The organism is Brooklawnia propionicigenes, assembly GCF_030297015.1.
Taxonomy (GTDB): domain Bacteria; phylum Actinomycetota; class Actinomycetes; order Propionibacteriales; family Propionibacteriaceae; genus Brooklawnia; species Brooklawnia propionicigenes.
Genome location: NZ_AP028056.1, coordinates 599,668 through 624,860 on the forward strand (window position 1 = coordinate 599,668; position 25,193 = coordinate 624,860).

Genomic DNA, 25,193 nt, shown 5'->3' on the forward strand with positions numbered 1-25,193 from the left:
GCGTAGTGGTCGGGCGATGTCGAGGTCAGGCGATGTCGACCGAAGTGATCACCACATCTTCCAGCGGACGATCGGCCCGGCCGGTGGGAGTGGACCCGATAGCGTCCACGACCTGCTGGCTGGCCGGATCGGTGACCTCTCCGAAGATCGAATGCCGACGGTTCAGATGCGGCTGGGGGCCCAAGGTGATGAAGAACTGGCTGCCGTTGGTGCCGGCGCCGGCATTTGCCATCGCGAGCAGATACGGGCGGTTGAAGACCAGATCCGGGTAGAACTCATCGGCAAAGGTGTAGCCGGGACCGCCGCGTCCGGTGCCGGTGGGGTCACCGCCCTGGATCATGAAGCCGTCGATGACGCGGTGAAAGATCGTGCCGTCGTAGTAGGGGCCTTGCTTGGTCTGGCCGTCCTTCGGATCACGGTACTCGCGCGTGCCGCCGGCCAGGCCGACGAAGTTGGCGACCGTCTTCGGGGCGTAGTCGTCGAACAACTCGACAACGATGTCGCCCTTGGTGGTGTGCAGGGTGGCTTGGGTCATGCGAACCCACCTTTCGGAGATGCTTTGTTGAGGCTTGTCGTCTCCATCTTTGCAGACGCCCTGAATGGGCTGCGGGATTCAGTGGGTTCACCGGATATGTACCACCCGACCACGTAGCGTTGATGATGCAGAGCTTCCGTAGCGCAGGCACCGTCTGCAGCGGAACCTCTCAGCTCGATCACGAGCAGCTCGAGTACGAGCCCAGCAACGAAACGGAGAGATTATGTCCTGCAAGTACAAGAAAGCCCGCACGGCCGCCCACAAGGCCGCCGAAGAGGCGCTTGAGCAAGGCACCAACGCCTTCGACGAAGCCGTCAGCCACGTGACGCCGATCGCCAAACAAGCCAGCCGCCAGGTCGCCGATCTGAGTCATCAGGCCGCCGATCTCGGTCGCCAGGCCGCCGACTACGTCGTCCCGGCCTTCGAAGATGCTCGTGAGCGCATCACGCCCAAGGTTGAAGAGGTCGTCGAGCGGCTCCAGCCGGCCGTCACTCAGGCCTATGAGACCGTTTCGGACAAGGTCCAGCATGAGTGGTACCCGAAGCTCCAAGAGTTCTGGGACGAGGCCAACGAGAATCCGTCGGTGATCGAGGCTTCGAAGCGTGGGCGCTCGGTCGTTGCCGCGCTGCGTGGCGATCTTCAGCTCCCCGAGGCCGTGGCAGTACCCGAGGTGGTCGTCGACAAGCCACGTAAGCACCGTGTGCTCGGTCGGCTCTTCACCATTCTCGGTATTGCCGCCGCGGTAGCCGCGATCGTGGTGGTGGTACGCGCGGTGCTGGGCAATGACGACGATGGTTGGTCGCCGCAGCAGCCGATGCGCCCGGATCAGGACGTCGAGGACGACTCGTGGGGCGAGAGCCCGTTCGCCGACGAGGACGAGACCGTCTTGGATGACGAAGCAGCCGCCGAGGAAGACATGATCGCCGAGGGCAGCCCGGCCACTGAGCCGGAAGCCGGCCTCGGTGCCCTGGAGGGCGCCTACGTCGGTACCGAGCCCCCGGCCGGTTACGTCATCAAGGGCAACGAGCGCTCCATGAAGTACCACACTCCCCAGGCTGCGGGATACGAGCGCACCAACGCCGACATCTGGTTCAACAGCGAGGAGGCGGCTGTCGCGGCCGGGTTCACCAAGGCCCAGCGTTGATTCTGTAACACAGCTTGAACGAACGGGGCCGGTCAGTGCGTGAGCAGTGACCGGCCCCGCTCCTTGTGATGGTGGCGCCGCATCGGCGGAGCCGGCATCGCAGCCGCCCGTGGGACTCGCCGGTGTTGTCCGAGGGCCCACCGGTGTTGTCCGTACCCCGGTCGGTGTTGTCCGTTTTGCCCCCGGTGTTGTCCGTTACTGCTCACCTGCTTGTCACAGTCCATTGGGTTGGGCTGAAGTGGTGTCAAGAGGACGCGAAGTCTGCGTCCGGCTCACCCTCAGGAGACACCATGACGATTCTCGCTCCGCCGGCTCCGGCACCGGCTCGCAGGACTACCCGGACCTCAAGCACGACTGCCGCACCCTGCACGAGCGCCGACTGCCGGGTGAACGCCGAACCGTTCCGCGCCTGGGTGCGGCAACTGATGAGCGATACCGGGCTGCCCTGGCGGGTCATCGCACGGGCCTCCCGGGTGCCCTCGGCGACCGTCTATGCGCTGCTCCGCGGCCAGGATCAGCGCAGCATGGCGACCCTCCCCCAGCTGGAGGCGGAACGGTTGTTCCGGCTCGATCATCACCGTCTGGCCTACCTGCAACAGGAGCCCGCCGACCCGCAACAGGTGCGGCTGCTGCTCTTGTCGCTGGCGATGGCAGGCTGCAGCAACCGCCAGATTGCCGAGTTCAGCGGCATCGACACCCTCACCGTCCGCGTCCTGATGACCGGCGACAGAGCCTGGTGTTCGCGTCTGCAGCAGGTGCGCGCCGAGGCCGCCTGCGAGGCCTGGGGGATCAATCCGGACATGGTGGTGCGCAAGAGAGCTCCGGCAGCCAGGATCGGTCGATGAGCGCGCCGGTGACCCAGTGGCTGCTGCTCTCAGCGGTGGCCATCCCACTCGTGGTTGCCCAGGCGATCATCGTGGCCACTCACCCGGAACCCGGCGATGATGAACCGGACGCTCACCTCAAGCCCCGGTATGCCGATCTCGTGCGGCCCGGTGGCGTGAGTGTGCTCCTGGTACTGGCCGTGACAGGCTGCCTGCCGATCGCCGCCGCGCCGCCGGCGGTACGTCCGGCGTGGGTCGTGTGGACCAGCGCGGTTCTGGTGCTCGTCTACGTCGATGCGCGGACGACCTGGCTGCCGATACGCGCCAATCACTTCGCCGCAGCCTGCCTGATCGCGGCTGTCGCGGCAGGTCTGATCATCGATCCCGCCGGGTGGCCCGCCGCTGCGCTGCGTGCGATAGGTGGCGCCGCGGCGGCCGGCGGACTGTTCTGGCTGCCGTGGCGGCTGAGCAATTCCCTCGGATTCGGCGATGTGCGGTTGGCGGCGATGACCGGCGCACTGGCGGCACTGGGTTCGGTGCAGTGGTGGTTCCTGGCGATCTTCGCCGGATCTGTCGCGTCCGCCTGCTGGGGTCTGATCACCGCGCTGTGGCGTCGCCGACATCCATCACCCTACGGACGCGCTTTCCCCTATGGTCCTGGCCTGTGGCTGGGGCCATGGCTGGCCTGGGCATGGCTCGCTGCCACCGGCAGCATCCCGGTGGCAGCCGGATAGCACAAGGCGTGGCCGGGGCCGAGATGGCCCGTCACACCGAAGTGCTTCAGCGCCCGGCAGCTACCGCCCGCTGGGTGGCCTCGATCCAGCTGTCCAACAGCGCCGTCGCCTTGCCTTCATCGATCGCGGCAGCCGCCCGGCCGAGCTTGCTGCGCAGCTGCTCGGCGACCGGTGTCATCAGACTCGGGCCGTCGAAGGCCAGTAGTGCCGCAGCCGCGTTGACCAGCACGATGTCGCGTACTGGCCCGGTGGCGCCGGCGAAGACGTCTCGTACGACCTGCGCATTGTGCTCCGGCTTGCCACCGACCAGATCCGTGGGCAGCGACGGGGTCACACCCAGGTCGTTGGGGTCCAGTTCCGTGCGCACGACCTGTCCGTCACTGATCAACCAGATGTCGGAGCTTGTCGTGGTGGTCAGCTCGTCCAGGCCGTCTTCACCATGGAAGACCATGCCGCGGTTGCCCCGCGCGGCCAGCACACCGGCGACCAGGTCGGCCAGCTCCAGGTTGGCCACGCCAATTGCCTGCGCCTGCGGGCGAGCGGGATTGGCCAGCGGACCCAAGAAGTTGAAGGTGGTCTGGATGCCCAGTTCCTTGCGCACCGGAGCGGTGTGCCGCAACGAGGAGTGGTACAGCGGGGCGAACAGGAAAACCAGGCCGCATTCGTCAAAGATGCCGCCCTGGCGCTCCGGGGGCACGTTCAATGCCACACCGAGCGCCTCCAGGCAGTCGGCGGTGCCACTCATGGAACTGGCCGCCCGGTTGCCGTGCTTGACCACCTTCGCGCCCGCTGCGGCGGCAACGATGGCAGCCATCGTCGAGATGTTGACGGTGTTGGCGCGATCACCACCGGAGCCCACCACGTCGACGGCGTCGGTGGGCAGTTCAATCGGTGTCGCCTTGTCGAGCATCCCCGAGGCCAAGGCATCGATCTCGGTGACCGTCTCACCCTTGGCCCGCAACGCCACCATGAATGCGGCCATCTGGGCCGCGCTGGCGTTCCCCGAGAGGATCTCACTCATCGCCCATCGGGTCGTCTCAGTGTCCATATCCTCGCCACGGACGAGACTGGTTAAGACATCGGGCCACGTGTGATTCATATTTGCCACATTATCCCTGTGCTACCTGGGCGCGCGCAGGCGTCCGGATTGACCCGGGGTCTCAGCCTGCGTGCCGGAATGTGCCGGCTAGTCCGCGATCGGGTGACGGCTACCGACGCCAGGCTCCACCAGGGACGACGAAAGCGCGTTCTTGCGGCCGGTGCGGGCGTTGCGCACCACGTTCGCCACGTCGTCGGGCAGCCGGATCGGATCGACGGGATACGGGGAGATGCTTTCGGCCCGCGACCAGGTGGCCATCCAGGCGTCGGCGGCCCGGGCGATCAGCAGCACCACCGGCGGGCAATCGGCGATCTCGTCGCGCATCTGATGCGAGACTCCCATTCCGCCGGGGCGGGCTTCGGCGTCGAAGACGGCCGCGTCGAACTTCTCCTTGTCCAGCGCCCTGAGCAGGGCATCAGCAGTCGCGAACTCGGTGATCTCGATCTCGGGCAGGTCGGAGGCGATCTTGCGACCCAAGGCAAGCTTGATCTGGTTGCGCACCAGTCGGTCGTCCGAGTAGATGACCACCTTAAGCACGTCGTCGGACGTGGACGGTGCCGAAGCGTTCGCACTCATGATTCTTCCTCACCTCGCCGGCCGCTCGACGTTGGTCGCGGCATGTCTGGTCATGGTGATGCTATCGCGTTGACCCGCCCAGGTCACACCGCTATGCCTGCTTGGGCGGTCGAACCCGGTCGGAGGGCTGCCGCCCGTGGACACCCTCACCGCCATTTGGGCCCGGCTTGGACAATGGACACGTGCGTTTTCTCACCAACAGGCCCGCCTACGACCTCACGTATCACGACGTCTTCATGGCGCCGACCCGCAGCACGGTAACCTCCCGACTCGATGTCGACCTGACCTCCACCGATGGCATCAATCTGCCGCTGCCCCTGGTCGTTGCGAACATGACCGCCATCTCGGGACGCCGGATGGCCGAAACGATCGCCCGTCGCGGTGGCCTTGCGGTGCTGCCGCAAGACATTCCCGTCGATGTGCTCGCCCAGGCGATCGCCAGGGTCAAGGCGGCACCGACCGTCTTCGAAACACCGATCACCGTGACCCCGACCACCACGGTCGGCGAGGCCCTCAATCTGATGCCCAAGCGTGCCCACGGCGCGGTCGTGGTGCTCGATGAGAACCGTGTTCCGATCGGTCTGACCAACAAATCCGACACGGTAGGCGTCGACCGGTACGCCCAGGTGCACGAGGTGATGACCACCGGATTCGCTCTGGTCAGCCCCGAATCCACTCCTCAGGAGGTTTTCGACACGCTGACGGCGAGTCGCCAGCGGCTGGCGGTCGCCGTCGCTGAGGACGGCTCGCTGGTCGGTGTGATGTCGGCGAAGGGCGCACTGCGCTCGGCGATCTACCATCCTGCGCTGGATGCCGAGGGCCGTCTGCGGGCCGCGGTGGCGATCGGCATCAGCGGCGATTCGGCCGGGCGCGCCGATGCCCTGCTGAAGGCCGGCGCCGACGTGCTGGTGCTCGACACCGCTCATGGTCACCAGCAGCGGATGATCGACGCCTTGGCATCGGTCGTCCCGGTCCGCGACAAGTTCGAGGCCGAGACCGGCCGCCGGGCCCCACTCGTTGCCGGCAACGTGGTGACCGCCGAGGGCACACTCGACCTGCTGGAGGCGGGTGCCGATGTGGTCAAGGTGGGTGTCGGCCCGGGCGCGATGTGCACCACGCGCATGCAGACCGGGGTCGGGCGCCCGCAGTTCAGCGCTGTAATGGAATGCGCTCAGGCCGCCCGCAATCATGGCGGCGCGATCTGGGCCGATGGCGGGGTCCGCTATCCGCGCGATGTCGCCCTGGCGCTGGCCGCCGGAGCCGGAAATGTGATGATCGGCAGCTGGTTCGCCGGCACCTACGAGTCGACCGGTGACATGCTGCATGATCCCGATGGCCGGGCCTACAAGGAGAGCTTCGGCATGGCCAGTGCCCGCGCAGTGCGCAGCCGCACCCGGGGCCAGTCGAGCTTCGACCGCGCGAAAGCAGCGCTCTTCGAGGAGGGGATCAGCGGCTCCAAGATGTACCTCGACCCGCAACGTCCCGGCGTCGAAGACCTTGTCGACTGGATCACCTCGGGCGTGCGCTCGTCGTGCACCTACGCAGGCGCCCGCAATCTGGACGAGTTCGCCGACCGTGCAGTGATCGGCGTCCAGTCCTCCTCCGGTTACGACGAGGGTCGTCCGCTGGTCACCAGTTGGTCGTGATTCACGCCAGCTGCCCGGAACGCCACGAAGGTCGCCGAGCTATCAAGCCGGCGACCTTCGTTGGTCGTTCAGAGGTTGGTGATCAGTGGAACGAATCGCCACACGCGCAGGAGCTGGTGGCATTCGGGTTGTCGATGGTGAAGCCTTGCGCCTCGATGGTGTCGACGAAGTCGATGGTGGCGCCGCCGAGGTAAGGCGCGCTCATCCGGTCGACTACCAGGCTGACGCCCTCGTAGGGGTCCACGAGATCGCCCTCAAGCTCGCGATCATCAAACATCAACTGGTAGCGCAGCCCCGAGCAGCCGCCAGGCTGCACTGCGATGCGCAACGCCAAATCATCGCGTCCCTCAATGGCGAGCAGAGACGCGGCCTTCGCCGCGGCTGCTTCGGTGAGAGTGACGCCAGTGGCGCCCACGGTGGTATCGGTCATCTCTCGGGCTCCTCAGTCATCTGCCGTGCGCCCGTACATACCCGGGCTAGGTTCAGCTTACGTTCCTGCTCAAGAACCGGCCAAGCCGTTTCACCGCAGGCGATGCGCCGACACCGGGGTGCGCCGATAGCCCGCTACCGGCGGGGCTCAGCCGGGAATCAGGCCGTCGTCGGTCCGGCTCTCCTGCAGCCAGTCCGCGACCTCGTCGAGAGGAGTCCTGGGGTCCGGCACGATCAGGTCGGACAGCACCACCGGTTCGCTCGGTAGCTTGGTGCCCGCCTTCTTGACCGTGTCGGCCATCTCCTCCAGCAACTCAGCCAGTAAGTCACTGTCCCGGGTGTTGACCGCCCCCATCACCAGGTCATCCAGGACATTCAGGCGTTGTACCAGCCGGCCGGGAGTCTGCCATTGACCCTCGCCCATGATTCTTACAATCATCTTCTTACTACCCCTAGGCGCGTTCGCCAGTCGAATCAGTTACGCCCGTCGAAGGATACCCTCCGGGCTGCTGGTAGCTTCCCTCGCCCGGGGCAGCCGGAGCGCGGTCAGCCAGTGCGGCCCTGATGGCTGCGAGTTCGTCAGCAGCTGCCGCCCGCAACTCGTCGGCTGCCAGGGGTTCAGGCACCGCGGTGGCGTGCAATAGCTCATCGGCACGCTGTACGACCGCGCCGGCCGCGCCGAGGTCGATGCCACCCAGGGCGGCGGTCACTCTGGCCGAGGCCTCGGCCGCGGAGTATTGCGCCCAGACAGTGCTCTGCTTCGTCCGGATCGAATCGACCTTGGCCTGCAGCCGCGTGGCAGTGAGAATCAGGTTCTCCTCTTCGCGTTGCAGTTGCGCGTGCTGGGTCTCCAGGCCGGCCAGTTGTTGCAGCAGCGCCTGCTTGCGGACGAGCGCTTCGTGCGCCAAAGAGTCCTGTCCCTGGTCCAGGAGACGGTGCGCGGTAGCGGTCAGTGAGTCGATCTCGGCGGCGAGATCGGCTTGCTGGGCGGCAAGCTGGCGGCGACTGGACGCAACGCCGGCCGCGCCTCGGCGGACCTGCTGCAGCAGCTCGGTCTGCTGCGCGTATGCGTCTTCCAGCTCACTGCGGGTGTCGCCAGCCGGCTTCGAATCATCACTCTGCGATCCGAATGCCCGTGCTATGCGGTCAATGATGCCTGGCATGAGCCTCGGGGTCCTTCCCATATCTGATCCCCACAGTCTAGAGGCTCCACAGCGAGGTCTGTGGTCTCGGCTTCGGCGTGGCGAATACAATCGGCTGACCCACGAGGTGGCTTCAGCGGCCGCGGCAACTAGGATGTGGGCCAGCAGCTACAACCGAGAAGGACACCCGTGGGACTCTTTCGCCCGTACCAGCGCAACGACGCCGCCGAGACCTCCGACGATCTCGCCCACTCCGAAGAACCCAAGAGCGGCGGCGTGAATCGCAAGTCCGCTCCCACACCCAGCCGCAAGGAAGCCGAACTGGCCCGCCGCGAGCGCGTTCGTCCTACTCTCACAAAGAAGGAACACAAGGCCCGCGAACGCGAAATCAAGCGACAGAACGACGACCGCGCCTACCAGCAGACCGAGATGCGCCCGGAACGGGTGCTGCTGCGCAATTTCATCGACGCCCGCTGGACCTTCGGTGAGTTCGTCTGGCCGATCCTGCTGGTCAGCTTCGCGGTCTTCATCGCCGGCGCCTTCTGGCCGCAGCTGTCCGTATGGGCAACCTACGGAATGTGGGGGCTCATCGTGGCGATCCTGCTCGAGGCGACCTACCTGTGGAGCCGCTTCCGCAAAGTGCTCGATCAGCGCCTGCCCGACGCCTACCGCAAGGGCCTGATGATGTACATGATCTCCCGTACGATCACGCCGCGGCGCTTCCGCCGTCCGCCTACCGCCATCGATCGGGGAGCTGAGTACTGATGAGCTTCTGGTGGGAACCCGAACTCGCATCCGATGCCACCGCAACCGACGATGACCTGGCTGCGGCCGGCCTGTCGTCGCGCTTCGACGATCAGATCGACGCCGAGGAGTGGCTGAGCGACAACTACCTCGAGTTGGCTGACCTGGGCGTGGTGTCGGTCACGCTGTTCGACGACGATACGAAGGTGTACGGCCCGATGAGTCTGGACCAGGCCTGACGACACAGATCAGAGCCGCCTCCGCTCGAACGACCCGCCCGGCCTCAGCGTAACCGCGGGGCCACAAAAGGCGGTTTGATAAGGTCGAACTGTTCGACGCGCCGCCGCACCTGGACACCGACCAGCTCGCCTGCGCCATGGCTTGCGTCCACCAGCGCCATGCCGATCCCGGTGTGCAGCGTGGGTGAAAAGGTGCCGGAGGTCACTGTCCCGATGACCTGGCCGCTCTCGGCATCGACGACATCCATGCCCGGACGCGGAATCCCGCGTCCACGAGCCTTGATTCCCCATGACCGGCGGATGGGCCCGGCCTGTCTGATCGCCAGCAGGGCCTCGCGCCCGTCGAAGGCGGCCTTCTTCCAGCCGATCGCCCAACTCAACCCCGCGCTCACTGGATCGATCTCCGGTGACAGCTCATGGCCATGCAACGAGTACCCCATCTCGGTCCGAAGCGTGTCGCGGGCGCCGAGCCCGCAGGCCTGAACACCCAGCTGCGCACCCGCCTTGAGGAGTCGTCCCCACCACTGTTCGGCCAGCCCGCTGGAGATCACCAGTTCGCATCCGCGTTCGCCGGTGTAACCGGTGCGGCAGATGATCGTCTGCTCACCGACTGGCAGGAAGGCCATGTAGTCGAGCCGGATCGGCAGGCCGACCGCAGCCAGCAGTTCATCGGATCGGGGCCCGGCAACCGCGATCACCGCGCGGTCATGGTGGAGATCGGCGATCTCGACCCCGGCCGGTGCACCTTCGGCCAGGACCGCCGCCACCGTCGTCGCGTTGGCCGCGTTCGGGATCAACAGCACCTCGTCGGGGCCGAACACGTAGGCGATTAGATCGTCGATCACTCCCCCGGCCTCGTTGCACAAGAGGGTGTATTGCGCATGGCCGGGGGCGACCTTGGCGAGATCATTGGCAAGTCTGGAATCGAGGTAGTCGACGGCGCCCGGACCACTGACCTGGAGCTTGCCGAGATGCGATACATCGAAGATCCCGATGCGTTCGCGTACCGCGGCATGTTCGGCCAAGACACCCGCCCCGGCATATTCAACGGGCATTTCCCAGCCGCCGAACGGGGCCATTTTCGCGCCGGCGGCCAGATGCCAGTCGTACAGCGGGGAGTGTTGCAGGGCCTCGACGAGCATTGTCGTTCCTTTCTGCAGGTTGAGCGTCAGGCTACTGCAAGGCGCCGCTGGGTTTAGCCTGAGGGACAGAGTTTCGATCGCACCCGGAGGTTCACATCGATGGCGACGCAGCCTTTGTTCGACCCGACCCGCTTCGATCCGGGACGGGTGGTGCTCCCTGACATCGAACTGGTGCGCGGCCTGGGCAAGGCCACCGACGTGGTGATCGGGGTGGCCGAATCGAATGGCCGCACCACTTTGGTGGGTGCAGGCTCCGAACTGGAGAGCAAGGCGGGCAAGGCCGGCGGCGCGCTGCTGGGATTGCTCAACCAGGGGCCGGGTCACGCGATCGACCAGGTGACCGAGCTCAATCTGCCGGGATTGCGGGTTCTCGCGGTGGGCATCGGTGCCGATCTGGATCTGCAGCCCGAGGACCTGCGCCGCGCCGCCGGCCTGGGTGTGCGCCGAGCGTTGCGCGCCGATGCTGCCGGCCAGCGCCGGATCGTGATCAGTCTGGACGCCGGCACCGACGCCCAGGTGCAGGCGGTGGCCGAGGGCGCCCTGCTCGCCGCCGATGGCTTCCGCAAGCTCACCCATCGGCCCGCGCCGCCGGCCATCGAGTCGATCGGCATCGTCGGCTCGTCACGGTCGTCCCAGCAGGCTCTGGCGACCGCACGCGTCACTGCCCAGGCCGTGTGCACGGCCCGCGATTGGACGAATCTGCCCGCCAATCTGCTGGGACCGAACGATCTGGCCGAGCAGGCGCGCGGCTACCTGAAGGACACCCGGGTCGAGATCGAGGTCCTCGACGAACGAGCCTTGGAGAAGGCCGGCTATGGCGGGATCCTGGCGGTGGGCGCCGGCTCGGCCAGACCGCCGCGACTGCTCCGTCTGGACTACCGTCCGCGCGGCGCGAACCGGCATCTGGTGCTGATCGGCAAGGGCATCACCTACGATTCCGGCGGCTACAACCTGAAACCGGCCGAAAGCCTCAAGACGATGAAATGCGACATGGCCGGTGCTGCCTCGGTGATCGTCGCCACCCGCGCGATCGCCGATCTGGGCTTGTCGGTTCGCGTCACCGCCTATGCCCCGCTGGCCGAGTCGATGATCTCGGGCAGCGCCTATCGTCCCGGCGACGTGCTGACGATCTTCGACGGCACCACCGTCGAGAACATCGATTCGGACTGTGAAGGACGCATCGTCTTGGCCGATGCGCTGGCCAGGGCGAATGCCGATCAGGCAGACATGGTCGTCGATATCGCGACGCTAACCGGTGCCTGCATGGTCGCGCTGGGCACCCGGGTGGCCGGGTTGATGGCCAGCGATGATGCCGCCGCCGACCGGCTCCTGGATGCGGCGGAGACCGCGGGCGAAGAGTTCTGGCAGTTGCCGATCACCGAGCATGTCCGCAGCCAATTGCCCTCCGAGGTGGCCGATCTTCGGTCGAAAGCCGACCGGTATGGCGGCGCACTGTTCGCGGGGGCATTTCTGCAGCATTTCGTGGCCGATCAGACCAGCTGGGCTCATCTGGATGTCGCCGGACCGGCATGGAACCGTGATACGGCGCACGACTACGTACCCGCGCAGGCGACCGGCATGGGCGTGCGGACGCTGATCGCCTTGGCGGCGTCGATGGCCGGCTGATTGCGTCTTGGGCGTTGCTGCGTGCGCTCCGACCGCTCAGCGGTGCCTGGCGTCCCAGTCGCGTTTGCGTTGCGGGTACGGGACCACGCCGGCCTGATAGGCGGGAATGTCGTGTTTGGCGCAGAAGTCGAAGGCCCAGGCCGCCGACGGGATGCTGCGGCGGATCCATTCACCGTCGTAGGCAATCAGCAACAGCGACGGTTTGTTGAACCGGGTAGCCGATTCGACCCAGCCCTCGACCCCGCGGCGCTGCTTGATGAAGTCGCCCAGTACCGAGCGGGTGGCATCGTCCAGCCCGCGGTCCTGTTTGGCGGTGGACGCTCGGCGGCGCGTCCGCGAGAAGAACCGTCCGATCGCATTCACGCTGTCCATTATTGCGTGGGCGACCTGATCGACTGCCCACACGCATCACCCGCTGTGCCGCCGGCCGCGACCGGCGGGATCTGGGCGCGTCCTGCACGGGGTCAGCTTGCGGCGAACAAATCCGGCTATCGCGGGTTCACGCCCACCGCACGGATGAGCCAATCGGGCTAGGCTACAAAGAGGTACCACCGGCATTTCGAAGGAGAGCCTTACCCATGTCGACTGAAGTCACCCTGCCCGCCCTGGGAGAGAGCGTCACAGAAGGAACCGTCTCACGTTGGCTCAAGGAAGTCGGCGAGCATGTCGATGCCGACGAACCCTTGCTGGAGGTCAGCACGGACAAGGTCGACACGGAGATCCCCTCACCAGCATCCGGCGTCCTGCTGGAGATCAAATACGACGAGGACGATGTCGCCCCGGTCGGCGCTGTGCTGGCCGTCATCGGCGATGCATCCGAGCAGTCGACCGCTCCGGCAACCGAGGGCGTCGAGCAGACCGCGGCCCCTGGTGCGGTGGAGCAGGCTGAGGAAGCCCCGACTCCCAGCGAGCCCGCTCCCACGAGCAAGCCGGCATCGGCGGGCGACGCCACCGAGGTCGTGCTCCCGGCTCTGGGCGAGTCGGTGACCGAGGGCACCGTTTCACGCTGGCTGAAAGAGGTCGGCGAGCAGGTCGATGCCGACGAGCCGCTGCTCGAGGTCAGCACCGACAAGGTCGACACCGAGATCCCCTCCCCGGCGTCCGGTGTACTGCTGGAGATCCGCGTCCATGAGGACGAGGTCGCTGCCGTTGGCTCCGTGCTCGGCCTGGTGGGTTCGCCCGCCGCTGCACCGGCACCCGCACCTGCCGCTCCGGCCGCACCTGCCGCTCCGGCCGCACCTGCCGCTCCGGCCGCACCTGCCGCTCCGGCCGCACCGACTCCCGCGGCACCGGCCGCTCCCGCCGCAAAGCCCGCCGAACCCGCTGCTGTCGCCCCGCGCGCGACCGGCGAGGACGGCCCGTATGTCACTCCCCTGGTCCGCAAGATGGCCGCCGACAACGGTGTCGACCTGAGTTCGATCACCGGCACCGGCGTTGGCGGACGCATCCGCAAGCAGGATGTGCTGGCTGCCGCCGAAGCCGCCAAGGAAGCCGCCCGTAAGGCCGCCGAGCCGCCGGCTCCGGCGCCCGCACCGGCCGCACCTGCCGCTCCGGCAGCGAAGCCGGCCCCCGACGAGTCCGGCAAACGCGGTACCACCGAGAAGATGAGCCGGCTGCGCTCGATCATTGCCGGTCGCATGGTCGAGTCGTTGCAGACCGCTGCACAGCTGACTGCCACCGTCGAGGTCGACCTGACCGCGATCAGCAAGCTGCGCGGCAAGGTCAAGGACGAGTTCCGTCGCCGCGAAGGCACCGGCCTGACCTACCTGGCGTTCATCTCGAAGGCCGCCACCGAGGCGCTGAAGGCCTTCCCGGCCATCAACGCGTCCATCGATGGTGGCAATGTCGTCTACCACGATGCCGAGCACCTGGGCATTGCGGTCGACACCCCGCGCGGCCTGATCGTCCCGGTCATCAAGAACGCCGGCGATCTGAACGTCGGTGGCATCGCCAAGCAGATCTCCGATCTGGCAGCGCGTGGACGCGACAACAAGCTCGGTCCCGATGAGCTGTCCGGCGCGACCTTCACCATCACCAACTACGGTTCGGCAGGCACCCTGTTCGACACCCCGGTGATCAACCAACCGAACTCCGGCATCCTCGGTACCGGCGCACTGGTGAAGCGCCCGGTCGTCGTGTCCGATCAGTTCGGCAACGACACCATCGCGATCCGCGACATGATGTACATCTCGCTGACCTACGACCACCGGCTGATCGACGGCGCCGTGGCGGCCCGCTTCCTGTCGGCGATCAAGGCCCGTCTCGAGGAGGGCGCCTTCGGCGGCGAGTTCGGCCTGTGATCTGAGTAGCCGGTAGACCGACCAAGACGGACGCCCACGAGCCTCGGCTGGTGGGCGTCCGTTTATTCGTGGCCACACACAGCCGGTAACATGGAACTCCGGACGCTGCACGGTCGTGCGTCCGGCTCATTACTTGATTGACGAACAACGGAGCATCATGGCGAAGAGCGAGCGGGCCAAGGAGCTGGCTGCGAAGCAGAAGGCGGAGGCCAAGGCGCTGCGCGAGAAGAAGCGCAACTCCGACAATCCGCGCGACTGGAGCACCTTCAGGCAGATCCGCGAATCGTTCAAGATCACCCGCGAAGTCGATCCCCAGCTGATCTACTGGCTGGTCGGCGCCTTCCTGCTGGCCACCCTGGTCGGCCTCGGGGTGGGTCTGGCAATGAGTCAGTGGATCTGGGGTCTGGTGATGGGCATACTGCTCGGCGTCACCGCCGCCCTCTACACCCTCACCTGGCGGACCAAGAAGGCCAGCTACACCCGCTACAAGGGAGTACCTGGCGCAGGCGAGGTTCCGCTCAGCATGCTCAACAAGAAGAAGTGGACCGTCCAGCCGGCCATCGCGGTGACCCGTCAGCAGGATTGCATCCATCGCGTGGTGGGCGCTCCTGGTGTCGTGCTGGTCGCCGACGGCGATCCCGGACGTCTGAAGCCGTTGCTGAACACCGAAGTCAAACGGCATCAGCAGGTGCTTTACGGGATTGAGGTGTCCACCATCATGATGGGCGACGGCGCCGGCCAGGTACCCATGGAGAAGGTGCAGAAACAGATCGAAAAGCTCCCGGCCAAGCTCGACAAGGTGGAGATCGCCGAGGTGCAGAGCCGGCTGAAGGCTCTGGACGCGATGAAATCGCGCATTCCGATCCCGAAGGGTCCGATGCCGACCAACATGAAGGGCTCCCGCAAGGCAATGCGCGGCCGCTGACCGGATGGCGCATCTTCTCGGGGCTGAAGCCCTTCATCTGGAATATCCGACTCGCGTTGTCTTCGACTCGGTGACCCTCGGTATCAACGAAGGCGACCGCATCGGCATCGTCGGCCGCAACGGCGACGGCAAGACCTCGCTGCTCGGGATGCTGGCGGGGCGAATCGAACCACAATCCGGGCGTGTGACGCGCCGCGGCGGCGTCCGGTTCGGTGTGCTGGGCCAAGGTGATGATCTTGACCCGGCTGCCGCGGTGGCTCAGGTCATCGTCGGCGAGCGTGCCGAGCATGAGTGGGCCGGCGACCCGGCGATCCGCGACGTGATCGGCGGACTTGTCTCCGACATCCCCTGGCAGGCACGAATCGGCGAGCTCAGCGGTGGGCAGCGTCGCCGGGTGGCGCTGGCCGCCCTGCTGGTGGGCGACTGGGACCTGATCGCGCTGGACGAGCCGACCAACCATCTCGATGTCGAGGGAATCGCCTGGCTGGCCGACCATCTGAAACATCGCTGGCCGAAGGATTCTGGTGGTCTGTTGGTGATCACCCACGATCGCTGGTTCCTGGACGAGGTCTGTACCCAGACCTGGGAGGTCCATGACGAGGTCGTCGAGCCGTTCGAAGGCGGCTACGCCGCTTACGTCCTGCAGCGCGTCGAGCGGGACCGGATGGCTGCCGCCAGCGAAGCCAAGCGCCAGAACCTGCTGCGCAAGGAGCTGGCCTGGTTACGCCGGGGCGCCCCGGCACGCACCTCGAAGCCGCGGTTCCGCATCGATGCCGCGAACCTGCTCATCGAGGACGTGCCGCCGATCCGCAACCCCATCGAACTCCAGCGCCTCGCGGTGGCCAGACTCGGCAAGGACGTGGTCGATCTCGAAGGCGTCGGGATGCGCTTCGGTGAGCACGAAGTGCTACGAGAAGTCACCTGGCGCATCGGCCCGGGTGAACGCACCGGCATCCTCGGCGCCAACGGCGCCGGCAAATCGACCCTGCTCGGACTGATCAGCGGCGCGCTCAAGCCGACCAGCGGACGCGTCAAGCGCGGCAAGACGGTGCGGATCGGGACTCTCGATCAGCAGTTCTCGCAGCTGTCCCAAATCGGCGCCGAGCGCGTCCGCGACGTCTTGGCCCAGACCAAGACGACCTTCACGATAGACGGCAGGGACCACACCCCGGCGCAACTTCTCGAACGCCTTGGCTTCGCCCGTGAGCATCTCGCTGCTCGGGTGGACGAGCTGTCCGGCGGCCAGAAGCGACGGCTGCAGCTGCTCCTGTTGCTGTTGAGCGAGCCCAACCTGATCATCCTGGACGAACCCACCAATGACGTCGATTCGGAGATGCTCACGGCCATGGAGGACCTGCTCGATTCGTGGCCGGGGACGCTGATCGTGGTCTCGCACGACCGATACCTGCTGGAGCGCGTGACCGATCAGCAGTATGCGATTCTGGACGGACGCCTACGCCACGTCCCCGGTGGCGTGGACGAGTACCTCCGGCTTCGTAGCGAGCAGGATGCCGCGCACGCCACCGATCGTCCGGATGTGGCCTCGCAGCCCGGCAGCGAGCAGCCCACCGGAGCCGTGTCGGGCGCGCAACGCCACGCCGCGCAGAAGGAGATCTCCTCGATCGAGCGCCGCCTGGACAAGTTGACGGCCACCATTGAGGCCGTCCATCAGCAGATGGCCGAGGACGATCCGAGCGACTACGAGCGACTGCAGCAACGCGCCGATGAGGTTCGAGAACTCGAGTCGGAGGTCGAGCAACTGGAGGAACGCTGGCTCGAACTGTCGGAGCAGATCGCCTGATCCCCACAAGATCAAACTGGGCACCGGCCCGGCGAGCGGGCAGGATAAACTGGCACAGAGCTTGAGGGAGGTCGGACAGTGGCTGAACCGAACCAGACGCCCAGTCTGGTTGACGTGGCCGCGCGGGCCGGCGTCTCCCCCACGACCGTGTCCCGGGTGCTGAACAACCGCGGCTATCTCAGTCAGCGCACCAAGGATCGGGTGGCCCAGGCCATCGAGGAACTCAACTACCGACCGAATGAAGTCGCCCGGGCCCTGTTGGGTCAGCGAACGAAGATGATCGGGGTCATCGTCCCGACCGTGGCGCTGCCCTTCTTCGGCGAGGTTGTGGTCTCGCTGGAGCATGCGCTGGAGCAACACGGGTACCGGCTCTTGTTGTGCAACAGCCTCGGACGGGCCGACCTTGAGCGCGAATACCTCGATCTACTGATCAGCAACAGGGTGGACGGCATCATCTCGGGTGCCCACAATGACGCGATTCCCGAGTACGCCGACATCAAGCTGCCCCTGGTGACCATTGACCGGCAACTCGCCCCGCAGATTCCCAACGTCCGCTGCGACAACGAAGCCGGCGGACGCATGGCCACGGAGTTGCTGCTTCGTCGCGGGTGCCGGCATCCCGCCTTGTTGACATCGACCTCGTCACCGCGGAACATGCGCGAAGCCGGATACCGCGCGGTGCTTGCGGAGGCCGGCATCGAACCGATCGTCGGCACCGTCAACTTTCACACGCCCGAGCCGCGCCGAACCCAGCAGATCGACGCCTGGCTCAGCCGTTGGTTGCCGAACGTCGACGGGGTGTTCGCCACCGACGATCTGATGGCCGGGACCGTGCTGGAATGGGCCGCGCAATCGGGCGTCGCGGTCCCCGATCAGCTCCGCGTGGTCGGCTTCGATGGCACCGAGGCGATCCGGCGGGCCTTGCCGGGACTGTCCACAGTGCGCCAGCCGATCCGCCTCATCTGTCGCGGGGCGACCGATCTCCTGCTTTCCCAGATCGACAACCACGCGTTCAGCGCGGGCGACCAACAGCGAATCAAACCCCTGGAGTTCCCGGTCAGTCTTTTCGAGGGACGAACGACCTAGCCATGTTCCGGACTCCCGACTGTGTACACGGCGGCGAGATCGAGCGAAGACGCGCCGATGACCGGACAAAAGCCGATGGCGAGGGCTCACACCCGAAGGTGAGTCCTCGCCATCGGCCGGACAGAGGCGTCTGATGCTGGCTGCTAGACCAGCGCGAGATCCTTCTGCGTGACCTCGAGCATCTCGTCGCCCGCCTCAACCGGCCGGGAAGCGGCTGCTGTCACGCCACCGAACTTCTGCGCGTTGGTGACGACCACGGGGGTGGTGAGGTCGTAGCCGGCAGCAGCAATTGCGTCCCATTCCGGTTCCACGAGCACCTGTCCGCGGTGCACGCGGGTGCCCACCTTGACCTTGGACGCGAAGTGCTCGCCCTTCAGTTGAACCGTGTCCATGCCGATGTGGATCAGTAGTTCCACACCGCTGTCAGCCCGCAGGCCCACCGCATGACCGGTCGGGAAGGCAACGATCACCACTCCGTCCACCGGGGAAACCACGGGTCCGCCCTCAGGAACCACTGCAGCACCTGGGCCGAGCAGTCCACGGGCAAATGTCGGATCCTTGACGTCGGTCAGCCCGACGAGCCGGCCCTTGATGGGTGCCGTGATCTTCAGGTCGACCGGGCCACCGATGGGCACCTGCGAGATCGCCGCCGTCTCCAGAGCCGCTTCGGAGGCAGCCTGCTCTGCTTCCTCCTCCTCAACAGTCTCATCGACATGGGTACCGGCGAGCGAGGCCTTGCCACGAGAGCGGGCATAGGTGAAGGTGATGCCGAACGAGAGCGCGAAGGTCACCCCGAGGGCCACCAGGAACATCGGGATGTCCGAGGCTCTGATCGAGACGAAGCCGAGGAGCCCGGCTGCGCCGAGCGCAATCGCCTTCACATTGAAGATGCTGACCAAGGCGCCTCCGACGGCGGCCGAACCGATACCGATGAAGAACGGCCAGCGCAGTCGCAGGTTCACGCCGAAGATCGCGGGCTCCGTGATGCCCATCAACGCCGAGGCGGCGGATGCACCGGCCAGGCCCTTCAGCTTGCCTTCGTGAGCGCAGAGGAAGACCGCCAGCGTTGCCGCGCCTTGGGCGACGTTGGCCATCGAGGCGATCGCGAAGATGAAGGAACCGCCCTGAGCGATCAGGGACAGCTCGACGGCCGGGAAGCTCTGATGCAAGCAGGTGACCACGATCGGCGAGTAAACCAAGCCGAACAACAGCCCGCCCAGGAAGCCGGTGGAGTCATACAGCCACTGCAATCCGAAGGTGATCCCGTCGCCGAGGGACCGGGTCAGCGGGCCCACGATGACGAACGCCAGGAAGCCGGTCACGATCATGGTGATCAGCGGGGTCAGCAAGAAATCGACGGTGCCCTTGAGCCTGCGGTGCAACCACTTCTCGGTGGTGGCGAGCAGGAAGCTGATCGCCAGTGTCGGGACGACCTGGCCCTGATAGCCAGCCTGAGCGACCTGCAAGCCGAAGAGATTCCAGTAGGTCATCGTTCCGTCGTTGACGGCGGCGGCGACGTTCCAGCCGTTCACCAAAGAAGGCATCACCATTGCCGCGCCCATCGCAGCACCGAGGTAGGGGTTGCCGCCGAAGCGTTTGGTGGCGGAGAAGCCGATCAGCACGGGCAGGAATGCGAACGGTGCGCTCGCGAACAGGTTGATCATCGCCGCCACATCGGTGATGGCGGGAACCATCTCCACGACCGATTGCGGTCCGACCAGCCCCGGGGCTGTCAGCACGTTGTTCAACGCCATCATCAGGCCACCGGCGATCAATGCCGGCAGAATCGGCACGAAGACGTCGGCCAGCACCTTGATGAACCGGATGACCACGTTGGACTTCTGCCCGCCCTCTTGCTTGGCCTCGTCCTTGCTCACCTCCCGGACGCCGGACTTGGTCAGGTTCTCGTAGACGGTGTCGACGTCACCTGGGCCGATGATGATCTGAAACATGCCACCCGCGGAGAACGTGCCCTTGATGTCGGGGTCCTCGTCGAGGGTTGCGGTGTCAATGAGTTGATCGTCTCTGAGGACGAGCCTCAGCCGCGTAGCGCAGTGCGCTGCCGCTGTGATGTTGTCGGGACCGCCGACCGCTTGGAGAACGGTCTGGGCGACTCTGGCGTGGTCCATGGAATATGTTCCTCCTCGAACAGTGCACCCATCGATGAATCACGTGGATTGCTTCTTGGGAAGAAGTATGTCAATCGATTGATATACTTGTCAACGTCTCTTCCGAAATCGGTCTCGTCAGCTCACGGTGATCGCAGCAGCGGAACCCACGGCGAGCGTCCCACTGGTAGCGACGGACACCGTGAACTCGCCGGGCTCCAGGTAGCTGCGCAGGCTGAAGACGGCCTGGCCGTCGCCGACGAACAGTTCGGTGACGGAACGGTCATGCACCAGTTGGACGCGCAGCCGGTCATCGCCCGGCACGCTGATCGTCCTCGTCCCACCGTGCGGGTAGCGGGTGGCGCTGCGGTCGACAGTCAACCGGCCCTTCTCGAAGTGGCAGGTCACCTCGCTCGCGCCGCTCGCGAGTTGCAGCTGCCAGCCGGACGCAGCCGACTGATCGACCTCCAGATCGAGCACGAAGGATCGCTGATCGGTCAGCTCCGCGATCTCGACCGCACAGTCACGCATCGTCGAGCCTGCGACAGCCAGCCTCTGTGCGGTCGTGGCGCTCGACGGATCGAGGTCCGGCGCGGCAATCCGCTGACGCAGCCGGCCATCACGCACGGTCAGCCTGCGCGGGACACTCAGCGTGTGCACCCAGCCGTGCTCACTCAGCGACGGCTGGTCATCCTCCGAGGCATTGCCGAGCCAGCCGAGCAGCACCGGCGCAGCGTCCTCGTGGCCGGCCCGGGCAAACGTCTGCGGCGCATAGAACTCGAAACCATGATCGAGTTCCACGAACTCACCGGCGCCCCGCAAGGCCCGGCCATCCCACTCCCCGATGATGTAGCCACAAGGGAAGATGTTCCGGAAACTGTCGCCGATCGGTCCGACGCCCTGAGGGCAGAAGATGAGCACGTCCCAGTACTTGCCGGTGACCTCGTCGGGAATGCGCAGCAGGTTCGGGCACTCCCACATGTATCCGAAGCTGTCGAAGCGGCCATCGGCGTCGGGCAGCTCCAGCTCGCCCACCAGGTCCCAGGCCCGCAGATCGTGCGAGTGATACACCAGGACACAGCCGGTGAGATCGTCCCGCTGGGCACCGATGCACATCCGCCAGTGGTCGCCTTCGGCGACCACCTGGGGATCACGGAAGTGAGCGGTGTAGCCGGGCGGCGGTCCGGCGATCAGCGGATTGTCCGCGTCCTTGACGAAAGTCACCAGGTCGGAGCTGGTCACCAGGCACTGGTAGCTTTCTCGCTCCCCGGCGTCGGTCTTCACATTGCCGGTGTAGTGAAACCAGACGTCACCATCGTGGACGATCGCGCCCCCGGAATAGGCGCCGCAGCGGTCGTACCAGCTGTCCGGATAGATCGCCGGCCGATGATGGCGCCAATGCACCAGGTCTTCGGACGAGGCGTGTCCCCAGTGCACCAGCTTGTCCTGCGGGAAGCCGGGTCCGTACTGGAAGAAGGCGTGGTAGACGCCGTCGGCCACCACCAGGCCATTGGGATCGTTCAGCCGCCCCCGCGCCGGCGCGAGGTGAAAGCATGGATAATCAGGATCGGTGCTGGTCAGCATCACTGGCAAACCAGGCGAGTCGTCAGTAACTCCTATCACGGTGGTTACTATAGCTGAAACTGCCAATCGATTGACATACATCGGTGAGACATTTCGACCCTGTCGAACCGGTCAAGAACCCCGTCGGCTGTGAACCACCAGAGATCAACCACCGCCTCGGCCGTGCCGAGGACGACATCAAAGGTGCGGTAGGGTCCTGCACAGGCAAGCGGAAGAGGAACGGCAATGACCACGGCGGAGATCATCAGGCTGCTTGCACTGTGCGCACACATCATCTTCGGATTCGTCGCCGCGGTGGTCATCTCTTTGCGACGCAAGCCCGCCACAGCGATCGCCTGGATCCTGACGATCGTGTTCATCCCGATTCTGGGCGCGGTCGCCTTCTTCCTGGTCGGCTTCGGCAGGCTTCCCAAAGCGCGCCGCGACAAGCAGCGCGCGGTGAGCACCCGGATGCTCGAGCGCTCCGGCGTGTCGGACCACGTCGCCGGGCCGGGCGTCCCTGATTGGCTCGATACCGCCGTCGTGCTCAACCAGCGGCTGGGCGCGCTGCCCATGGTGACCGGCAGCAGCACGATCCTCATCGAGGACTACCAGGGTTCCCTCGATGCGATGATCGCCGACATCGATGCGGCGCAGGAGTTCGTCCACGTCGAGTTCTACATCCTCGTCCGCGATCAGACCACGCGCCCGCTGTTCGATGCGCTCGCCCGCGCAGTTGAGCGCGGCGTCGCCGTCCGGGTGCTGTCGGATTTTGTCTCGGGGCTGATGTTCCCCCGGCGAAAGGAGACCATCCGGGCGCTGCGCGAGATGGGAGCGCAGTGGCATCCGATGTTGCCGCTGCGTCCCTGGCGAGGCCAGTGGCAGCGCCCCGATCTGCGCAATCACCGCAAGCTCGTGGTGGTGGACGGACGGGTGGGCTACACCGGATCGCAGAACCTCATCGACGAGACCTACCTCAAACCCAAGAACGTCAAGCGCGGGCTGCATTGGCTCGAACTCATGGTGCGTCTGGAGGGTCCGATCGTCGGCGAACTCGACGCCGTCTTCGTCACCGACTGGTATTCCGAGACCGAAGAGCTGCTGTCCTTGGAAACCCACGCGTCCGGCGCATCCGAAGACGCACCCTCGGGCTCGGGCAGCGCCGAGCTGGTCCGAAGCGTCGATGCGCAGGTCATTCCGAGCGGCCCGAGCTTCGAGAACGACAACAACCTCAAGTTGTTCATCATGCTGATCCACAACGCCCGCAAACGGATCAGCATCACCAGCCCATATTTCGTCCCCGACGAGTCGACGATGATGGCACTGGTCACCGCGGCCTCACGCGGCCTCGATGTCGAGCTGTTCGTCTCGGAGATCGCCGATCAGCTCCTGGTGGCCCACGCGCAGCGCTCGTACTACGCCGAACTTCTCGATGCCGGCGTGGCGATCTGGCTCTACCGCGCGCCAACCGTCCTGCACTCCAAGCACTTCACCATCGACGACGACATCGCCGTGATCGGGTCGAGCAATATGGACATCCGGTCGTTCAGCCTGAACATGGAGGTGTCGGTACTGGTCAGCAGCCGCGAGTTCACCGACCGCATGCGCATCGTCGAAGACCACTACCGGGCGCAGAGCTTTCGTCTCGACGCGGACGAATGGGCGCGCCGACCGCTGGGCGGAAAGGTGCTGGACGGCCTGGCCCGGCTCACCTCCGCCCTGCAGTAGGCGCGTCGATCGGCTCAGCGGAACATCACGCGGGTGGCCTTGGCGAGCACCCGTGGATCCTTCTCGTAGTGGTGAAGCTTGGTCAGCGGCAGATCGAGTCCGAGCAGTGTGTAGACGGCGACCTGTGCGCAGCGCACCGAGTACTGCTCGGTGAAGACCATGTCGAACGGCATCTCGGCGAACTGGCTGATGAAGGCCAGGTTCTTGGAGCCGGCCGGTACGACGAGCGGACGATCGAGCGTCGTGCGCTGGTTGAACAAGGCTGACGCGTACGGCATGTGGGCCGGCACCACATTGACGACCGTCGCCATCAACTCATCGGTGCGGTTCGAGATCGGATCAGCCGTGGTGTCGATGCGCCCCAGATGTCCGAGGGTCTCCAGCAGCATCTCCCGCCCGGTCATCTCGATGAACGGCTTGTCGATGAAGTCGCCGTGGCGGCGCGGGTACAGCGCGTAGCCCCAGAAGACGCCTTCCTCCGGCTTCTGCGCATGGTAGTGCGGCTGGTGATGCACGACCAGCGAGATCAGCGGAGTCGAGTCGACGAAGGTATTCAGCGCATTGCCGGGCAGCTGCCGGGTCAACCGGGAGATCTCGTTGATCAGCCGGTGGTCGGAGGTCGTGACGGTGAAGCTCGTCCACTCCGACTGAGTGCGATCGTTGAAGAACTTGTCGGGGTTGCCCAGATTGTAGAAGCGCTCCGCGGCCTGCTTCCACAGCAGAGCCGACGGTGCATACCGCTGGTCCTCGACGATTGCGGTGTCCAGATCGCCGATCGAGGTGGAATCGGTGATCGAGCCATTGGTGTCGAAGACCAGATCGTCGGGGCCGACCTCGATCATGGCCTCGGCGTCGGCGTTGTGGACCTCGACGTACTTGAGGCCGGTCACGATGATGTCGTCGCGCAGCGGGGTGTCGGCGAAGACGAACTCGGTCACCTTCCGGTTGTTGATGAAAGTGACACCCTGTCCCTGCAGGTAGCTGCGCATCGGCAAGATGACCGATTCGTACTGGTTGTACGGGGTTCGGGTGACGCCTTCCAGCGTGTTGATCCGCGAGAACTCCAGGATCATCCGGTTCATGTAGCGGCGCAGTTCGGCTACCGAGGAGACATCCTTGAACGCGAACGTGGTCTGCCACATCCACCAGAAGTTCGTCTCGAAGAACTCCGGGGTCTCGGCGAACCACTCGCGAATCGAGATGTCGTCGAGTTCATGCTCGCGCGACTCGGGCAGCATCATGAGCTTGGTCAGCAGATAGCGCTGCTTGTTGGTGAACTGCATGTGCCGGTATCCGTTCGGTCCGCTCACCCGCAGCCCGTTCGAGTCAATCAGCCGACCGATGTCCTTGGTCGGATGGGCATGGTCAAAATCAAGAATCTCCTCGGTGACCGATTTGCCGGGGTGGTCAAGCGAGGGCACGCTGCCCAGGACATCCCAGAAGTTCTCGTAGGTCTCCTCGTTGAGCATGCGCCCACCGCGGTTGAGGTAGCCCCGGGAATTGCTCAGTGGGCCATAGCCGTATTCCGTTTCGAAGTCCTTGGTCGCGGCGCCATCGTTCGCGCCGTGGGTATCGAGCCCCAGCATCGTGATCTGGTGGCCGTCCCAGCCACCGTCGCGAATCAAGTAGACAGCGGCCGCGAGGTTCCCGATCCCCGTCCCGATCATGTATGCGTTGCGAGTCATGCGAGTTGTCTCAACTTTCACTAGCAGCGACGTCCTTTGCGGACTAACAAAACTGACTGTACTCTATTTAGAGTGCAGTCCGAAATGCTACTATGCCGCACATAGGGATCTTTCGGG

At 65.5% G+C, this 25,193-nt stretch carries 23 protein-coding genes; 12 read left to right on the top strand and 11 right to left on the bottom strand.

Annotation, left to right across the window (positions count from 1 at the left end; genetic code table 11):
- Positions 1–25: 25 nt before the first annotated feature.
- Positions 26–535, bottom strand: a complete 510-nt coding sequence (locus tag QUE25_RS02800; RefSeq protein ID WP_286267360.1) for a peptidylprolyl isomerase — start codon at positions 533–535, stop codon at positions 26–28.
- A 223-nt stretch (positions 536–758) separates the two neighbouring features.
- On the opposite strand from QUE25_RS02800, the gene QUE25_RS02805 reads away from it, so the two are divergent.
- The 3 genes from QUE25_RS02805 (at position 759) to QUE25_RS02815 (ending at position 3,237) form a co-directional block, all read left to right on the top strand.
- Entirely contained in the window at positions 759–1,679 is a 921-nt protein-coding gene (locus QUE25_RS02805) for a sunset domain-containing protein (protein ID WP_286267362.1), read from the top strand.
- Positions 1,680–1,969: 290 nt separating this feature from the next.
- The gene (locus QUE25_RS02810; protein WP_286267364.1) at positions 1,970–2,524 is read left to right on the top strand and encodes a hypothetical protein; all 555 of its coding nucleotides are present in this window, start codon (positions 1,970–1,972) and stop codon (positions 2,522–2,524) included.
- Positions 2,521–3,237 (top strand): prepilin peptidase, encoded by a 717-nt coding sequence (locus QUE25_RS02815; RefSeq protein WP_286267366.1) that lies wholly within the window; start codon positions 2,521–2,523, stop codon positions 3,235–3,237. The genes QUE25_RS02810 and QUE25_RS02815 overlap by 4 nt, the downstream gene beginning before the upstream one ends.
- Positions 3,238–3,283: 46 nt before the next feature.
- On the opposite strand, the gene trpD is transcribed toward QUE25_RS02815, so the two are convergent.
- Both trpD and QUE25_RS02825 read right to left on the bottom strand, forming a co-directional pair.
- Complete coding sequence (trpD, locus tag QUE25_RS02820; RefSeq protein ID WP_286267368.1) at positions 3,284–4,336, bottom strand: anthranilate phosphoribosyltransferase; 1,053 nt, start codon at positions 4,334–4,336, stop codon at positions 3,284–3,286.
- An 87-nt stretch (positions 4,337–4,423) separates the two neighbouring features.
- Entirely contained in the window at positions 4,424–4,912 is a 489-nt protein-coding gene (locus QUE25_RS02825) for a UDP-N-acetylmuramoyl-tripeptide--D-alanyl-D-alanine ligase (RefSeq protein ID WP_286267370.1), read from the bottom strand.
- A 182-nt stretch (positions 4,913–5,094) separates the two neighbouring features.
- Between QUE25_RS02825 and QUE25_RS02830 the strand changes: the two genes are divergently transcribed.
- Positions 5,095–6,558 carry a GuaB1 family IMP dehydrogenase-related protein gene (locus QUE25_RS02830; RefSeq protein ID WP_286267372.1) on the top strand — a complete coding sequence of 488 codons (1,464 nt, stop codon included), beginning with the start codon at positions 5,095–5,097 and terminating at the stop codon, positions 6,556–6,558.
- 82 nt (positions 6,559–6,640) lie between these two features.
- On the opposite strand, the gene QUE25_RS02835 is transcribed toward QUE25_RS02830, so the two are convergent.
- From QUE25_RS02835 to QUE25_RS02845, 3 genes are all read right to left on the bottom strand, one after another.
- A complete protein-coding gene (locus QUE25_RS02835) occupies positions 6,641–6,988 on the bottom strand; it encodes a HesB/IscA family protein (protein WP_286267374.1) in 348 nt (115 codons plus the stop codon).
- A 147-nt stretch (positions 6,989–7,135) separates the two neighbouring features.
- Positions 7,136–7,426: a PspA-associated protein PspAA gene (gene pspAA / locus QUE25_RS02840; protein ID WP_286267376.1), complete on the bottom strand. Its 291-nt coding sequence runs from the start codon at positions 7,424–7,426 to the stop codon at positions 7,136–7,138.
- 13 nt (positions 7,427–7,439) lie between these two features.
- Entirely contained in the window at positions 7,440–8,150 is a 711-nt protein-coding gene (locus QUE25_RS02845; RefSeq protein ID WP_286267378.1) for a PspA/IM30 family protein, read from the bottom strand.
- Between the two features lie 168 nt (positions 8,151–8,318).
- On the opposite strand from QUE25_RS02845, the gene QUE25_RS02850 reads away from it, so the two are divergent.
- Together QUE25_RS02850 and QUE25_RS02855 are read left to right on the top strand one after the other, a co-directional pair.
- Positions 8,319–8,894, top strand: a complete 576-nt coding sequence (locus QUE25_RS02850) for a DUF3043 domain-containing protein (protein WP_286267379.1) — start codon at positions 8,319–8,321, stop codon at positions 8,892–8,894.
- Positions 8,894–9,112: a hypothetical protein gene (locus QUE25_RS02855; RefSeq protein WP_286267381.1), complete on the top strand. Its 219-nt coding sequence runs from the start codon at positions 8,894–8,896 to the stop codon at positions 9,110–9,112. The genes QUE25_RS02850 and QUE25_RS02855 overlap by 1 nt, the downstream gene beginning before the upstream one ends.
- A 44-nt stretch (positions 9,113–9,156) precedes the next feature.
- Here the strand turns inward: QUE25_RS02855 and gcvT are convergent, their stop codons facing one another.
- Entirely contained in the window at positions 9,157–10,254 is a 1,098-nt protein-coding gene (gcvT, locus tag QUE25_RS02860) for a glycine cleavage system aminomethyltransferase GcvT (protein WP_286267383.1), read from the bottom strand.
- A 99-nt stretch (positions 10,255–10,353) separates the two neighbouring features.
- Here gcvT and QUE25_RS02865 point away from each other — a divergent pair, with 99 nt between their 5' ends.
- Positions 10,354–11,880 carry a leucyl aminopeptidase gene (locus QUE25_RS02865; protein WP_286267385.1) on the top strand — a complete coding sequence of 509 codons (1,527 nt, stop codon included), beginning with the start codon at positions 10,354–10,356 and terminating at the stop codon, positions 11,878–11,880.
- 36 nt (positions 11,881–11,916) lie between these two features.
- Here QUE25_RS02865 and QUE25_RS02870 read toward each other — a convergent pair whose 3' ends face one another.
- Complete coding sequence (locus QUE25_RS02870; protein WP_286267387.1) at positions 11,917–12,243, bottom strand: hypothetical protein; 327 nt, start codon at positions 12,241–12,243, stop codon at positions 11,917–11,919.
- 215 nt (positions 12,244–12,458) lie between these two features.
- Between QUE25_RS02870 and sucB the strand changes: the two genes are divergently transcribed.
- From sucB to QUE25_RS02890, 4 genes are all read left to right on the top strand, one after another.
- On the top strand, positions 12,459–14,180 hold the full coding sequence (gene sucB / locus QUE25_RS02875; RefSeq protein WP_286267389.1) for a 2-oxoglutarate dehydrogenase, E2 component, dihydrolipoamide succinyltransferase: 1,722 nt from the start codon (positions 12,459–12,461) through the stop codon (positions 14,178–14,180).
- 157 nt (positions 14,181–14,337) lie between these two features.
- Entirely contained in the window at positions 14,338–15,105 is a 768-nt protein-coding gene (locus QUE25_RS02880) for a DUF4191 domain-containing protein (RefSeq protein ID WP_286267391.1), read from the top strand.
- 4 nt (positions 15,106–15,109) lie between these two features.
- On the top strand, positions 15,110–16,906 hold the full coding sequence (locus QUE25_RS02885) for an ABC-F family ATP-binding cassette domain-containing protein (protein ID WP_286267392.1): 1,797 nt from the start codon (positions 15,110–15,112) through the stop codon (positions 16,904–16,906).
- A gap of 78 nt (positions 16,907–16,984) precedes the next feature.
- Positions 16,985–17,992 (top strand): LacI family DNA-binding transcriptional regulator, encoded by a 1,008-nt coding sequence (locus QUE25_RS02890; protein ID WP_286267394.1) that lies wholly within the window; start codon positions 16,985–16,987, stop codon positions 17,990–17,992.
- A gap of 143 nt (positions 17,993–18,135) precedes the next feature.
- On the opposite strand, the gene QUE25_RS02895 is transcribed toward QUE25_RS02890, so the two are convergent.
- Together QUE25_RS02895 and QUE25_RS02900 are read right to left on the bottom strand one after the other, a co-directional pair.
- Positions 18,136–20,121, bottom strand: coding sequence for a sucrose-specific PTS transporter subunit IIBC (locus QUE25_RS02895; protein WP_286267396.1), 1,986 nt, complete (start codon positions 20,119–20,121; stop codon positions 18,136–18,138).
- Between the two features lie 117 nt (positions 20,122–20,238).
- Positions 20,239–21,723, bottom strand: coding sequence for a glycoside hydrolase family 32 protein (locus QUE25_RS02900; RefSeq protein WP_286267398.1), 1,485 nt, complete (start codon positions 21,721–21,723; stop codon positions 20,239–20,241).
- A gap of 186 nt (positions 21,724–21,909) precedes the next feature.
- On the opposite strand from QUE25_RS02900, the gene cls reads away from it, so the two are divergent.
- Positions 21,910–23,391 (top strand): cardiolipin synthase, encoded by a 1,482-nt coding sequence (gene cls, locus QUE25_RS02905; RefSeq protein WP_286267400.1) that lies wholly within the window; start codon positions 21,910–21,912, stop codon positions 23,389–23,391.
- A gap of 14 nt (positions 23,392–23,405) precedes the next feature.
- Here cls and QUE25_RS02910 read toward each other — a convergent pair whose 3' ends face one another.
- Positions 23,406–25,076 (bottom strand): oleate hydratase, encoded by a 1,671-nt coding sequence (locus QUE25_RS02910; protein WP_286267401.1) that lies wholly within the window; start codon positions 25,074–25,076, stop codon positions 23,406–23,408.
- Positions 25,077–25,193 lie beyond the last annotated feature (117 nt).